The sequence below is a fragment of the Ornithinibacillus sp. 4-3 genome, assembly GCF_040958695.1.
Taxonomy (GTDB): Bacteria; Bacillota; Bacilli; order Bacillales; family Amphibacillaceae; genus CALAMD01.
On sequence record NZ_CP162599.1, the window covers coordinates 1,603,129 to 1,615,928 of the forward strand.

At 32.6% G+C, this 12,800-nt stretch carries 16 protein-coding genes; 10 read left to right on the forward strand and 6 right to left on the reverse strand.

Going from position 1 to position 12,800, the window contains the following annotated elements; genetic code table 11:
- Window positions 1-2: 2 nt before the first annotated feature.
- The 5 genes from sirA (at window position 3) to AB4Y30_RS07750 (ending at window position 2,888) form a co-directional block, all read left to right on the forward strand.
- Window positions 3-452, forward strand: coding sequence for a sporulation inhibitor of replication protein SirA (gene sirA, locus AB4Y30_RS07730; protein WP_368654906.1), 450 nt, complete (start codon window positions 3-5; stop codon window positions 450-452).
- Window positions 453-495: 43 nt separating this feature from the next.
- Complete coding sequence (locus tag AB4Y30_RS07735) at window positions 496-717, forward strand: YneF family protein (protein WP_368654907.1); 222 nt, start codon at window positions 496-498, stop codon at window positions 715-717.
- 213 nt (window positions 718-930) lie between these two features.
- Entirely contained in the window at window positions 931-1,389 is a 459-nt protein-coding gene (locus AB4Y30_RS07740) for a hypothetical protein (protein WP_368654908.1), read from the forward strand.
- 255 nt (window positions 1,390-1,644) lie between these two features.
- Window positions 1,645-2,358 carry a cytochrome c biogenesis CcdA family protein gene (locus AB4Y30_RS07745; protein ID WP_368654909.1) on the forward strand — a complete coding sequence of 238 codons (714 nt, stop codon included), beginning with the start codon at window positions 1,645-1,647 and terminating at the stop codon, window positions 2,356-2,358.
- Between the two features lie 56 nt (window positions 2,359-2,414).
- A complete protein-coding gene (locus AB4Y30_RS07750) occupies window positions 2,415-2,888 on the forward strand; it encodes a CcdC family protein (protein WP_368655194.1) in 474 nt (157 codons plus the stop codon).
- 33 nt (window positions 2,889-2,921) lie between these two features.
- Here the strand turns inward: AB4Y30_RS07750 and AB4Y30_RS07755 are convergent, their stop codons facing one another.
- Entirely contained in the window at window positions 2,922-3,410 is a 489-nt protein-coding gene (locus AB4Y30_RS07755) for a DUF2621 family protein (protein ID WP_368654910.1), read from the reverse strand.
- A gap of 416 nt (window positions 3,411-3,826) precedes the next feature.
- On the opposite strand from AB4Y30_RS07755, the gene AB4Y30_RS07760 reads away from it, so the two are divergent.
- The 5 genes from AB4Y30_RS07760 to AB4Y30_RS07780 all read left to right on the forward strand — a co-directional run bounded on the left by AB4Y30_RS07760 (window position 3,827) and on the right by AB4Y30_RS07780 (window position 9,550).
- Window positions 3,827-4,939, forward strand: coding sequence for an ATP-binding protein (locus AB4Y30_RS07760; protein ID WP_368654911.1), 1,113 nt, complete (start codon window positions 3,827-3,829; stop codon window positions 4,937-4,939).
- A gap of 216 nt (window positions 4,940-5,155) precedes the next feature.
- Complete coding sequence (acnA, locus tag AB4Y30_RS07765) at window positions 5,156-7,861, forward strand: aconitate hydratase AcnA (protein WP_368654912.1); 2,706 nt, start codon at window positions 5,156-5,158, stop codon at window positions 7,859-7,861.
- Between the two features lie 155 nt (window positions 7,862-8,016).
- Complete coding sequence (locus AB4Y30_RS07770; protein ID WP_368654913.1) at window positions 8,017-8,604, forward strand: TlpA disulfide reductase family protein; 588 nt, start codon at window positions 8,017-8,019, stop codon at window positions 8,602-8,604.
- Between the two features lie 215 nt (window positions 8,605-8,819).
- Window positions 8,820-9,242 carry an acyl-CoA thioesterase gene (locus AB4Y30_RS07775; RefSeq protein WP_368654914.1) on the forward strand — a complete coding sequence of 141 codons (423 nt, stop codon included), beginning with the start codon at window positions 8,820-8,822 and terminating at the stop codon, window positions 9,240-9,242.
- Window positions 9,243-9,244: 2 nt separating this feature from the next.
- Window positions 9,245-9,550, forward strand: a complete 306-nt coding sequence (locus tag AB4Y30_RS07780) for a hypothetical protein (protein WP_368654915.1) — start codon at window positions 9,245-9,247, stop codon at window positions 9,548-9,550.
- A gap of 39 nt (window positions 9,551-9,589) precedes the next feature.
- Here AB4Y30_RS07780 and AB4Y30_RS07785 read toward each other — a convergent pair whose 3' ends face one another.
- From AB4Y30_RS07785 to AB4Y30_RS07805, 5 genes are all read right to left on the reverse strand, one after another.
- The gene (locus AB4Y30_RS07785) at window positions 9,590-9,871 is read right to left on the reverse strand and encodes a HesB/YadR/YfhF family protein (protein ID WP_368654916.1); all 282 of its coding nucleotides are present in this window, start codon (window positions 9,869-9,871) and stop codon (window positions 9,590-9,592) included.
- Between the two features lie 30 nt (window positions 9,872-9,901).
- Window positions 9,902-10,138, reverse strand: a complete 237-nt coding sequence (yidD, locus tag AB4Y30_RS07790; protein ID WP_368654917.1) for a membrane protein insertion efficiency factor YidD — start codon at window positions 10,136-10,138, stop codon at window positions 9,902-9,904.
- 20 nt (window positions 10,139-10,158) lie between these two features.
- Window positions 10,159-11,079 carry a GTP cyclohydrolase FolE2 gene (gene folE2, locus AB4Y30_RS07795; RefSeq protein WP_368654918.1) on the reverse strand — a complete coding sequence of 307 codons (921 nt, stop codon included), beginning with the start codon at window positions 11,077-11,079 and terminating at the stop codon, window positions 10,159-10,161.
- A 121-nt stretch (window positions 11,080-11,200) separates the two neighbouring features.
- Window positions 11,201-11,785: a glycerol-3-phosphate 1-O-acyltransferase PlsY gene (gene plsY / locus AB4Y30_RS07800; protein ID WP_368654919.1), complete on the reverse strand. Its 585-nt coding sequence runs from the start codon at window positions 11,783-11,785 to the stop codon at window positions 11,201-11,203.
- A gap of 530 nt (window positions 11,786-12,315) precedes the next feature.
- Complete coding sequence (locus AB4Y30_RS07805; RefSeq protein ID WP_368654920.1) at window positions 12,316-12,639, reverse strand: DUF2834 domain-containing protein; 324 nt, start codon at window positions 12,637-12,639, stop codon at window positions 12,316-12,318.
- Window positions 12,640-12,800 lie beyond the last annotated feature (161 nt).

Here is a 12,800-nt window from a genome sequence, read left to right on the forward strand (position 1 = left end):
ACATGCTGCAATATCAAATATTTGCGATAAAAAAAGATTTTGCATATCATTACTATTACAAAGGGGATATATTATATCGATTTATTCAACACTATGTTGAGAACAAACATTGTGAAGACTTTTCTAAGCAGTATCATTATATTACTCGAGATATACCTGAAAATGTATTCCTATCAAATTTAAAGCAAAAAAATATTAATAGTAAAGTTATTGATCCACAAACCATTCAAATATCTGACACCCATCAAAGAATATATCTTCAAATCCATAAGCGGCATATAACGATTTATTGCCCTTCTTTAATTGAGCCAGAAAAACTAATTTTTCCAGTATTACGCAAACTAAACAGACATCTTTTTGTAGTGGGCATCAACGTACAGGAGTATGGTTGGTTAACTTCTTTAAGTAAAATTGAGGATATGCATCATCAGGAGTTGTATTCTTTTCATTGATTTATTATACTGTATTAGGAACGAATGAAGGGGGACAAGCGTGATGCATATAATTTGGATTATTTTAATTGCTCTTGCAGCATTAATTGCCGGAGTAGCATTAGGGTTTTTTATTGCGAGAAAATCAATGATGAATTACTTAAAGAAAAATCCACCAATTAATGAGCAAATGCTTCGCACATTAATGATGCAAATGGGACAGAAACCATCACAAAAGAAAATCAATCAAATGATGCGCTCAATGAATAATCAAATGGATAAGTAAGTAGAGCTAAATGTCTTATATATCAAGGAATTTGGTGAATACGAAGACAGGCAATTTTCCTATAATAATGAGTTTGATTAATTTTCATTGTAGAAAATCAATCAAAAATTGAAACACTTTTTTATTAGTTAACTGACTGATAAGGAGGTGTTTTTTAACGTTATGGTCAATTAGTAAGAAATAACGAATAATACTATACGAGGAGATATTCTAATGAAAAAACTAATTACATTATTATCATTACTCTTGCTACTAGCAGGATGTGGTCAAAGTGATGAGGAGAAAATCAAAGCAAACGAAGAATTTTTTGCACCTCTTGATGAAATAATCAAAATAAGTGATGATGAACTACAAGAAATAGAAGAAGGCATGCTTAGAGTGTGGAGGAAGCATGTAACAAAGCTAGAAGAAGGGTTCAGTAGATATAGTCTTGAAGACTGTAGAGTTATATCGCTTTGCGATGAATACATAACAAAAAGTGATTTTGATTTAGATGTTGGGCGTGAAATTATAGATTATTATAGTGGACTAAGAGAAGGAGAAACTATTAATTATTCTCTGGAAGAAATAAAGGAAAGTATAGAAAGAAGTTTTGAAGAAGATTGGGAACTTAAAATGTATAAAGAGTTTATCACTATTATCGTGTCAAATACGATAACACATAATTTATAAGATTAACATTTATTCTAACGCAATTCGCTTATCATAAATTAATTTGTGCAAAATAATGAACAAAGAATACCTTTTTGTAGTAATGAAATAAATTACTATAAAAGGGTGTTTTTTCTTTGTTTAGATATAATTGTTTTCCTAATGTTGCATGATAATCTATAATAGTCAGCAATTTGTCAAATAACTAACTGTATTATTTTGTTAAAATAGTAATAGTTGTAATATTTCTCACGCAGTTTAAAGAGGAGGAGTTACATGTCTGCAGTGATTAGTGTTTTGATGGCGTTTGGTGGTGGGGTCTTATCTTTTGTTTCACCATGTACGCTCCCATTGTATCCAGCATTTTTATCCTATATTACAGGAATGAGTGTTGGGGAGTTGAAGGAAAATAGAAAGTTTAATTCAAAAGCCTTTTTACATACGATCTTCTTTCTATTAGGTTTTTCAGTTGTATTTATAATGATTGGATTTGCTTATACTAATGTTACAGCTGTTTCCGATTTTTTGATGCAATATAAAGATTTATTCAGACAGCTTGGAGCTATCTTAATGGTATTTTTCGGATTAGTGATTATTGGAGTGTTTAATTTCCAATTTTTAATGAAGGAAAGAAAAATTACATTTAAGAACAGACCAGCAGGATTTATTGGTTCATTTATTATTGGATTAGCTTTTTCAATGGGATGGACTCCGTGCATTGGGCCTATTTTAATGGGGATATTTGGTAAAATGCTAGATGAACCACAATTAGGTATGGTAATGATGATTTCATATGTACTTGGATTTTCTATACCATTTTTAATCCTTTCTTTCTTTATAGGACGTTTAGACTGGATTAAACGACATAGTGTAAGATTGATGAAAATTGGCGGATATATTATGATCTTACTTGGAATTGCACTATTTTTCGACTGGATGACAGCATTTACTTCATTTTTAGCAAATTGGTTTGGCTGGTTCGGATTTTAGCGGTATAATTATGTTTATATGGAGATAAACATTAAAGGGGTCAATCATATATGCATATGTTTTTAGTAATTGGAAGTGTTATTGTTACCATATTTATGGCAACATTGATGATATTTGTTCGCCTACGAGCGGCTAAACAACCAGCAAGTGTAAAAAAAATTATTTTACCACCTATTTTTATGAGTACTGGTGCATTTATGTTTCTTTTCCCTATATTTCAAGTGAGCTGGGTGCAAGTTGCAGAAGCTCTTCTTGTAGGAATGATTTTTTCTATTGTATTAATAAAGACATCGAAATTTGAGATTAAGGATAAAGATATTTATTTAGTTCCTTCCAAATCATTTGCGTTTATTTTATTTGGATTATTATTTGTTCGAATTATATTTAAGCTTATTATTGGAAGTCAGATTAGTTTTGGCGAAACAAGTGGGATGTTTTTCTTGCTTGGTTTTGGAATGATTTTTACATGGCGTATGGCAATGCTTTACAAATATAGTCAATTAAAAAAAGAATTATTGTCGGTAACATAAAGAAAAGATGCTTAAATCGTATTTTCCTTCGATTTAAGCATCTTTTTGTGCTTGTTGATGTTTTTCTTTCCAATTTTCGCGATAATCTTTCTTTGACAAAGCGAATAAATGCTCATATGGTGCTACATCAATATTTAATTGGGCAAGCTTTTTACGCAAAAAGCGATGATCCTTTTTAGGTGTTCCAATAATATATCCTTCAAGAAGAATTTCACGAGTGATTTTTGTCGCATTTTTTTCTAGAGCAACTTGACCGACTTTTCCTGCAATTGTTTGTCTAGCTACATCTCTAAATAATTCTGGTACTGGTGAAACAAGCTCTTCAAGCAAAGCCTTTTGCTCATCATCCCACATATGCTTGGTTTCTTCTATATGATATCGTTCCCAATCCATCATCGAACGTCCATCTTTTTTGGGCAATTGCTTTAGAAATTTTCGAAACATAAAAAATCCGCCTATTGCCATAAAAACAATCATAAAAAGTCCCCAGAAAATGATAAAATAATCTGTGATAACCGACATTTCCTTCACCTATCTTTTATAGAAATTAACGAAACATGCCATTTAATCAATAAATATTTTTCTTTGTTCGGAGAATATTGTACTCTAGTTGAACAAAGATAAAGCTTCTAGTAGGTGTCATAGATTTTTTCAAGATTAACTATTAAAAAAATCTGGACGTAATTACGCCAAAATATAATAAATTTTATTTAATCGAAATTGATTGAATTATTGGCAAGTTTTATAAATATGGTATATTAATTATACTGGTTATAAATAATTCGTGATAATTATTTAAAGTATATTATAGCAATTTTTACAGTAAATAGGAAGAATAGAGACGTTACGAGTAATTGTATAATCATATTTATATTTTTTTCATCATATTACTCCAATAAATGATTGATGCAAATCGAATGGTATTGGGAGATGATAAGATGAACAATAATGATACAGGAATCGAAAACTTTATAGAACCAAGAAGGGATGATATGACAATTTATCAGAGTTTGGGATCATTACCTAGTGAAATTTTACAATGGCTCGATAAAAACAGTATGTCGCATGTCATGGTATGGGATACTGGTGGAAAATTAAGATATATAACAGATTCAATGGAAAATGTTCTTGGATACAAGGCAGAAGAATTAATTGGTAAAACATGGCGTGAAATCGTTTCACCTATGGATATAAAATATATAGAACAGGCTTTTTACGACGAGGGAAACGACGGATTAGAGTCTGAGGATTCTAGTTTTGATGTAAGTATGGTGAATAAAAATGGTCAAGTTATCTGGTTTGAATATCGCCTTGGAAAGGTTCATAGTAAGAAAGATGAGAGCTTTTTTATTACTACAATACAAGAGTTAAAAGACCAGCAAGAAGCAAAAAATCGATTAATTCAATCAGAGAAATTATCTGTTGCTGGGCAGTTAGCTGCTGGAATTGCACATGAGATTCGTAATCCATTAACATCTTTGAAAGGTTTCTTGCAATTATTACAGGCAGGAGTTAGTCAAAAAGAAGTCTATTATAAAATAATGTACGAAGAAATTGAAAAAATTGAAGCGATTACTACAGAGCTTCTGTTTTTGTCTAAGCCAATGACAAACAACAAAAAAGAAGAAAGCGTTCAATCCATGATAAACGATGTAATTATTTTATTACGACTACAAGCAAAGTTAAATAATATTGTAATTGAAACACAAATCGATGAGGATTATTCGATTTTTTGTGATCGTTCTCAAATGAAACAGGTATTTATAAATTTAATAAAAAATGCGATAGAAGTATCAGAAGCTGATACTAAGGTAGTCGTTATAAGTAGAAAAAAGGAAGATTGTATTGAGATTGATGTAGTGGATGAAGGCCCCGGTATACCAGAATCAATTATTCATAAAATTGGCGAACCGTTTTTTACAACTAGAAATGGTGGAACAGGATTAGGGATTATGATAACGAAACAAATTCTTAAGCATCATGAATCAAAATTAGAAATATTGTCGAATGAATCGAAAGGAACAATATTTAGAATTTGTTTTCCAATTTAATTATTTTTATATATAACGAACTGTTTTCTTTTATTTCATAACGTATAAGTAATATTTATCCAATTGAATAAGTTTTTAGTATACGAAAAAGGACGTAAACATTTGTTTTATGTCCTTTTTTTGTATAAGATAGGATTAGGACTGTGGTGTTTAATGACCACTGTGAGTTTTTATTTGATAGTACATTTTAAGTATGTTTGAGAGGAGTAAAAAACCATGACAAAAAATGCATTTAATGCAAAGAAACAGTTTGAATTAGATGGTAAGAAGTATAATTATTATCATCTAAAACAGTTAGAGCAAGATGGTTTAGGAGAAATTGCAAGATTACCTTTCTCTATTCGTGTTCTACTTGAATCTGTCTTACGTCAACATGATGGATTTGTAATTAATGATGATCATGTAAAAAGCTTGACAAAGTGGGGTAAAAAAGAGTGTACGGAGGATGTACCTTTTAAACCTTCCCGTGTAATTTTACAGGATTTCACAGGAGTTCCAGCTGTAGTAGACCTTGCTTCACTACGTAAAGCGGTAGTTGATATGGGAGGAAGCCCAGATGAAATTAATCCAGAGGTTCCAGTAGACCTAGTAATTGACCACTCTGTACAGGTAGACCAGTATGGATCTCCAACAGCACTTCAAGCAAATATGGATTTAGAATTTGAGCGTAACGCTGAGCGTTATTCATTCTTACATTGGGCACAGAAAGCTTTCAATAACTATCGTGCTGTACCACCAGCAACAGGTATTGTACACCAAGTAAACTTAGAGTACTTGGCAAATGTTGTTCATGCATATGAACAAGAAGATGGTTCTTTTGATGCTTTCCCTGATACACTTGTAGGTACTGATTCTCATACAACAATGATCAACGGTCTTGGTATTTTAGGCTGGGGTGTTGGTGGTATTGAGGCAGAAGCTGGTATGTTAGGTCAGCCTTCTTATTTCCCTGCACCTGAGGTAATTGGTGTTAAATTTACAGGAAGCTTCCCAGAAGGAACGACTGCAACAGACTTAGCATTAAAAGTAACTCAGGTATTACGTGAGAAGAATGTAGTAGGGAAGTTTGTTGAATTCTACGGCCCAGGTCTAAAGGATATGCCACTTGCTGACCGTGCTACTATTTCTAACATGGCTCCAGAATATGGTGCAACATGTGGATTCTTCCCAATTGATGAGGAGTCTTTAAATTATTTACGTTTAACAGGACGCAGCGAATCATTAATTGACCTAGTTGAAAAATATTGTAAAGAAAATGATCTTTGGTATTCTGCAGATCAAGCGGATCCAGATTATACAGTAACAATAGAGGTTGATCTTTCTGAACTAGAGCCTAACTTATCAGGACCAAAACGTCCTCAAGATTTAATCCCATTATCTGCAATGCAGAAAGAGTTTAAGAAAGCAATTACTGCACCTGTAGGGAACCAAGGATTTGGTCTTGATAATGAAGAATTTGATAAAGAAGCAACAGTTAAATTTGCTGATGGAAAAGAAGCAGTAATGAAAACTGGTGCAGTAGCTATTGCAGCTATTACTTCTTGTACAAATACATCTAACCCATATGTTATGTTAGGTGCTGGACTTTTAGCGAAAAATGCTATTGAAAAAGGTCTGGAAGTACCTGCATATGTGAAGACATCTTTAGCTCCAGGTTCTACAGTAGTTACACGCTACTTAGATGATTCTGGTTTAACTCAATATTTAGATCAATTAGGATTTAATACAGTTGGTTATGGTTGTACAACATGTATTGGTAACTCTGGTCCATTACTTCCAGAAGTAGAAGATGCAATTGTTAATAGTGATTTAACAGTATCATCTGTACTTTCTGGTAACCGTAACTTTGAAGGACGTATTCACCCACTAACAAAAGCAAACTACTTAGCTTCACCGCCATTAGTAGTAGCTTATGCATTAGCTGGTACTGTGGATATCGATCTAGTAAAAGATCCAATTGGTCAAGATAAAGCAGGAAACGATGTATATCTTAAAGATATTTGGCCAGCAATGGAAGAAATCAAGTCTACCATTAACGAAGTGGTAAATCCTGAAATCTTCCGCAGCGAGTACGATAATGTATTTGCTTCTAATGAGAAGTGGAATGAAATTAACACAACAGATGAGCCATTATATGAGTGGGATAATGAATCTACATATATTCAAAACCCACCATTCTTTGAAAACTTATCTAAAGAAATCAGAGAAATTAAGCCATTAACTGGTTTACGTGCGCTTGCAAGTTTTGGTGATTCCATTACTACAGACCACATTTCTCCTGCAGGTGCGATTGCGATCGACATGCCTGCTGGTAAATATTTACAAGAAAAAGGTGTATCTCCTCGTAACTTTAACTCTTATGGTTCTCGTCGTGGTAACCATGAAGTAATGATGCGTGGTACATTTGCAAATATTCGTATTCGTAACTTACTAGCTCCTGAAACTGAGGGTGGCTATACTACTTACTTCCCAACAGATGAAGTAATGCCAATCTATGACGCTTCTATGAAATATCAAGAAGATGGCACAGGCTTAATCGTAATGGGTGGTAAAGATTACGGTATGGGATCTTCACGTGACTGGGCAGCTAAAGGTACTAACCTATTAGGCGTAGAAGCAGTAATTGCTGAGAGCTTTGAGCGTATTCACCGTTCAAACCTTGTAATGATGGGAGTTCTTCCATTAGTGTTTGAAAAAGGCCAAAATGCTGAGAAGCTTGGGTTAACAGGTAGAGAAACATTTAAGATTGAATTAGACGAAAATGTTCAACCTAACCAGTTAACTGCTGTTACTGCAGTAGCTGAAGATGGAAAAGAAACTAAATTTAATGCTGTAGTTCGTTTTGATAGTGAAGTAGAGGTAGATTACTATCGTCATGGTGGTATTCTTCAAAAAGTACTTCGCAGTAAATTACACGCATAAATCATAATAAATCTTCCTATTCAATCAATTTTTGGATAGGAAGATTTTTTTGCGTTCTAGAAATGTTCCGAAAGCTTTAACAATCTGCTAATGATGTTTCACTATGATAATGGTATCATTTAGGAAAGAGTAGATTTTTAATGGGATGTGATGAAATGATAAAGAAAATAATTGGTATCTCAATTATTGTAGTGCTCATAGGGATTGTAATTTTTAATGTGATTGAAAAATATATATCAGAACCGAGTAGACAAGCAGAGGAAGATACTTTAACTGCACAGGAGGGAACAACCCTTGTACCTCCACAAATTGATGGATTAGCAGTTGGGGATGAAGTAGCTCCCTTCACTTTAGAAACAATGGATGGAAACTATTTAAATATTGCTGATTTAAAAGGAAAGAAAATCATCTTAAACTTTTGGGCATCTTGGTGTGGGCCTTGTAAAGCAGAAATGCCAGATATGCAGAAATTTTATGAGAATCATAAGGATGAGGTAGAAATTATTGCGATTAATATGACTGGTAAAGAGACAAATTTCAGTGATGCAGAGGAATTTGTGGAAGCATATGAGCTTACTTTTCCTATTTTATTAGATCATGATTTAGAACTTAGTGACAAGTACGGAATTATGGCTATTCCAACAACTTATTTTATTGGTACAGATATGACTTATCAATTACCACCAAAATTAGGTCCTATGACTTATGATGAGATGATTGAAAAGATGGAAGATATAAATTAATTTATGGAGAAGTTGAGGTAAAACTCAGCTTCTTTTTAATAGGCAAAATGTATTGAAATTTTAGCACAGATGTATCTTTAGAGAGGAGAAATACTAATACAGGCAATTACTCTCATGACATCTATTTTTAGCTTATAAGAGCTTCTAAGAGGCATTGTAACATACAACAGATTCAAACTATGTTAGAATAGTTATGCATGAAGGAGGTATTTTCTTTGAAAAAGGTTAAGACACCTATTGAGGTTAGATATCAGGAAACTGATCAAATGGGTATTGTTTATCACGCAAATTATTTAGTTTGGTTTGAGATAGGTAGGACCAAATTTATCGAACATTTAGGATTTAAATATGCAGATATGGAAAAAAGTAATGTGGTTTCCCCGGTTATTGATGCCCAAATTACATATAAGAAAGCAATTCGTTATGGCGAGAAAGTAATGATTGAAACATGGTTGGAGCAATATGATGGAATTCGCACAGAATATGGCTATCGTATTTTAAATGAAAATGGAGAATTAGCTGTTTCTGGAACAACAAAACATGTGATTGTTAATAAAGATACTTTTCGTCCCATGTCATTAAGAAAAGCATTTCCAGATTGGCATGCGGCGTATTCAAAACAATTAAATGAGGAATAATCATGGCATTTGGAATTAACCGACAAGAATTATTAATATGGAAAGAACAAGTAGGGCGTGGAGAAATAGCCTTTTTAACACATTATTGGATCGATGAACGTTTTCCAGACTGTAATACCGTTACTAAGGTAGGCTGTAATGATCTTACAAAGCTTATTATCTGGGGAGAACAATATGGTCTACTAGCTGATTGGATCGATAAACGAGGTGGATTTCCCCATTTTGATCTATTTGGTGAAAGACAACTACATATATTGCAAAAAGAAAAACAGTGGTCACATATTGATAAATTTAACCTTCGTAATTAAAAATTAAAAAAGGCGTTTAAGAACGCCTTTTTTCTATGATTACTGAATATTAATTTTTGGTTCTTCTAAGTTTTCATCCCATGTAACGTCGATATTTAAACCTTCAAAAAACCAAGCATCTTTTTCTTCTACATAAAAAGTGATTTGTTCTATTTCCTTGGAAACATGAACTGTCTCAGGTGGATCATCAATTACCGCAATGGCAAAGCCTGGTATATGTCCGCCTCCGCCATATCGAGGATAGAATCGGATAAATGGTGAAGTATTAATTAGTTCGTCCTTATACCATTGTACAGCTTTTTGGTCAACGTTAATATGCATGTTTATCTTCCCCTTTGTAAAAATAGTGAGTTATCGCTTCTTCTTTTTCTCTTCTTTTTCAGGTACTAAATCGATTCCTCCAGGGTGAAATGGATGACATTTACTAATTCGTTTAATGGTTAAATACCCGCCTTTTATAACCCCAAAACGCTTAAAAGCAGTTATTCCATATTCTGAGCAGGTAGGTAAGAATCTACATGTTGGTGGTTTAAGAGGACTGATTACTTTTTGATAAAATTTAATAAGTCCAATAAATATATATTTCATATTATTCCCACCTATTCTGTTTATTCTTCCAGTTTATTATAAGAAATTGACGCAATTGCATCATGCATATGAATGGATTCTTCATTTCGACAGGTTACTTCAAATTGTGTAATGAAAGATGTTTCATACAAGTCAGCAGCAACTAGACGAACCATATCCTCTACAAATCGTGGATTTTCATAGGCTAATTCAGTTACTATTTTTTCATCAGGGCGTTTAAGTACAGGGTGAATTCTTGCACTTGCATTACTTTCAGCCGCCTCTAGTAATAATTGCTTCCAATCATATTGATCTTCATCATAAGTATCAGAAAGGCTAACTTCCATGAGTACTTCTCCACGCTGGTTATGAGCACTATATTCACTAATTTCTTTTGAACAAGGGCAAAGCGTTGTGATAAGTACAGATAAACTTACTTTTACAGTGTAGCCAGTTTCTTTATGATATTGAACATGAATACTTACATCTGCATGATTCATTCCTTTTAAATTTGATTGTGGTCCTTTTCTTTCATAGAACCAAGGGAATGAAACTTTTATTTCGGCATCGTTTTGCTCTAGTCGATCAGCTAGTTCTTTAGTGAATTTCTTTAATGTTTTGATATCTGTTACACAGCCGTCTTCATAATAGAGTTGTAATTGTTCGGTAAAACGACTCATATTTGTACCTTTTGCAGATTGTGCAATACTTGATGAGAAGAAGAAAGTCCCAATGGTTGTTTGTGTCATTGGCTGTAAACTACTTTTCACCGTAATAGGATGTTTTACATTAGAGATTCCAACTACATCTATATGAAAAAGAAAATCCTTTTTAACATTTTGTAAGTCCTTCATTTTATTTTTCTCAGTCGGTTTTGATTTAGGACCTGGAGAGACTGAGCCAAACAAATGATGACGCTCTGTTTTATTTGGTAAATGCCTAGTTGGCATTGGTTTGTCCATGATGAATGACTCCTTCCAACAAAAAGTTCAACAGCAATATGTGTTGAACAAATAGATAATTCGCTATTTCAAAGTATACTTAACGATTTGCTTATTTTCAATTGTTTGAACTGGACAGTAGTTACATCCACTTGATTTTTGGCTCTGTACCATTCCAAATACGCTTTATATTTGCTGCATGTCGATATAATACAAATGCAGTAACAACAACTAATGCAATGGTTAAGCCGATATCCTTTAAGAATAAAGATACAATGACAGCAACTATACCCGCAACAATAGAGGATAGAGATACATATTTGGATAAATATAAACTAAGGAAGAATGTAGCAAACATCATTAAAAATAAAATAGGGCTAATTCCTAAAAATACTCCACTTGATGTTGCAACAGCTTTACCACCTTTAAATTTAGCAAAAATAGGATAAGTATGGCCTAAAATAGCAAATGCACCAATGATTAATGGATACACATCTGCTTTAAAAATAAGTGTAGGAATAATAATTGCTAATGTACCTTTTAAGATATCGGATAAAGTAACAATAAATCCAGCTTTTTTTCCTAATGTACGAAAAGCATTTGTTGCACCGAGATTTCCGCTTCCATGCTCACGAATATCTATATTATAACCAACTTTCCCAACAATTAGTGCAAAAGGAATTGATCCAATCAGATAAGCAATAATCCCAAAAATAATATAATCCATATAATATTTCCTCTCTCATTTTCTCTAAATAAAATTTTCTTTTAAATTTCCTTATCTATGCTGTTTTTCACTAATTGAAATTATAACATTTTTATTAATCATTGTGTGAATTCATTGTAAATATCTCGTAGTATATGTGAATTGCTTGATTTCCATCTGGCAAAACCTTCTTCATCTATCAAGCGTTCGAGAGAAAGGAAAGGAGGGAATTAAATAATAAAGATCTTAAGTAGTTTAATGATGATTTAGATAACATATTAGATGAAGGAAATTATATAAATGCCCGTACAAGCAACTACATGATGAATATTGAACGAGAGTTAATCCGTGACGGATATCACCTATCCGATACGGATTGTTTTATTAATGGATCAACGTTATTTGATAAACATGTAGACATTGACCATATTTCCTCCAGATTTACTCGATTAAAAATAATAAAGTCGTTTAAATCTAAAGGTTTATACAACAATCGCGCCCGATACTTAAATAAAGATTTTATTATAGCTGGAGCATGCTTATTTTCCAATTTATATTTCATCTTTACTCTTAATATAAGAATGTCTAAAAAACAAAAATAAAGGTAGTGCTAAAGATAATCCAACTGTAAACAGAGATAAAAGACAAATCCATTTTTCCTTAATGTTATACTTTCGTGATTCATTGAACATAAATACCAAGAAAACAACACATGAGATTAAAAAATCAACTGCAAAAAAGGCCGATATCGTGTTAGTAAATAATAATTCTATTAATAAACCCAAATTAAGTCCATTATCCTTGATGAACTGAATTAAAAAATAATACGGAAAAACAGTACCAATTAGCCCTAAAATTAAATATAATTTTTTCACTGGATAATTTCCCCTTTTTTAACAAAGTTACTATTAGATTACCATACTAAGACCGTTCAAAATATATATTATTGAAGATTGCTTTACTAAACAATCTGGCCCGATTACTGAATAGGCATGATTGACGTTTGTTAAATAACTTTATTTAACACCACTCACAT

Excerpts from the sequence above, each read along its gene's own strand:
- acnA (WP_368654912.1), top strand. The coding sequence starts at position 5,156 with ATGACAAAAAATGCATTTAATGCAAAGAAACAGTTTGAATTAGATGGT.
- plsY (WP_368654919.1), bottom strand. The coding sequence starts at position 11,785 with ATGGATTATATTATTTTTGGGATTATTGCTTATCTGATTGGATCAATT.
- sirA (WP_368654906.1), top strand. The coding sequence starts at position 3 with ATGCTGCAATATCAAATATTTGCGATAAAAAAAGATTTTGCATATCAT.
- AB4Y30_RS07745 (WP_368654909.1), top strand. The coding sequence starts at position 1,645 with ATGTCTGCAGTGATTAGTGTTTTGATGGCGTTTGGTGGTGGGGTCTTA.
- yidD (WP_368654917.1), bottom strand. The coding sequence starts at position 10,138 with ATGAAATATATATTTATTGGACTTATTAAATTTTATCAAAAAGTAATC.
- AB4Y30_RS07780 (WP_368654915.1), top strand. The coding sequence starts at position 9,245 with ATGGCATTTGGAATTAACCGACAAGAATTATTAATATGGAAAGAACAA.
- AB4Y30_RS07770 (WP_368654913.1), top strand. The coding sequence starts at position 8,017 with ATGATAAAGAAAATAATTGGTATCTCAATTATTGTAGTGCTCATAGGG.
- AB4Y30_RS07750 (WP_368655194.1), top strand. The coding sequence starts at position 2,415 with ATGTTTTTAGTAATTGGAAGTGTTATTGTTACCATATTTATGGCAACA.
- AB4Y30_RS07735 (WP_368654907.1), top strand. The coding sequence starts at position 496 with ATGCATATAATTTGGATTATTTTAATTGCTCTTGCAGCATTAATTGCC.
- AB4Y30_RS07760 (WP_368654911.1), top strand. The coding sequence starts at position 3,827 with ATGAACAATAATGATACAGGAATCGAAAACTTTATAGAACCAAGAAGG.
- AB4Y30_RS07740 (WP_368654908.1), top strand. The coding sequence starts at position 931 with ATGAAAAAACTAATTACATTATTATCATTACTCTTGCTACTAGCAGGA.
- AB4Y30_RS07785 (WP_368654916.1), bottom strand. The coding sequence starts at position 9,871 with ATGCATATTAACGTTGACCAAAAAGCTGTACAATGGTATAAGGACGAA.
- AB4Y30_RS07755 (WP_368654910.1), bottom strand. The coding sequence starts at position 3,410 with ATGTCGGTTATCACAGATTATTTTATCATTTTCTGGGGACTTTTTATG.
- folE2 (WP_368654918.1), bottom strand. The coding sequence starts at position 11,079 with ATGGACAAACCAATGCCAACTAGGCATTTACCAAATAAAACAGAGCGT.